Source organism: Ammoniphilus sp. YIM 78166, assembly GCF_004522215.1.
Classification (GTDB): domain Bacteria; phylum Bacillota; class Bacilli; order Aneurinibacillales; family RAOX-1; genus YIM-78166.
This window is the reverse complement of record NZ_SDLR01000057.1, coordinates 1-349: the sequence shown is the minus strand read 5'-3', so window position 1 is coordinate 349 and position 349 is coordinate 1. Positions and strand designations below refer to the sequence as shown.

General features: G+C 38.1%; 1 pseudogene. It reads left to right on the top strand.

Annotated elements, in window-relative coordinates:
• Positions 1-349 (top strand): annotated as a pseudogene (gene slpA, locus EIZ58_RS32875) (pore-forming S-layer protein SlpA); the annotation flags it as partial.

Below are 349 nucleotides of genomic sequence, written 5' to 3'. Positions count from 1 at the left end.
GTTTCAGTTAATGCTGATAACCAAGGTCAAGTTAATGTTGCAAACGTAGTTGCAGCAATTAATTCAAAATACTTTGCAGCACAATACGCAGATAAGAAGTTAAATACTCGTACTGCTAATACTGAAGATGCTATTAAGGCAGCCTTAAAGGACCAAAAGATTGATGTAAACTCAGTAGGTTACTTCAAAGCACCTCATACTTTCACTGTTAACGTTAAAGCAACTTCAAATACTAATGGTAAGTCAGCTACTTTGCCAGTAGTTGTTACTGTTCCTAATGTTGCTGAGCCAACTGTAGCCAGCGTAAGCAAGAGAATTATGCACAACGCATACTACTACGACAAGGACG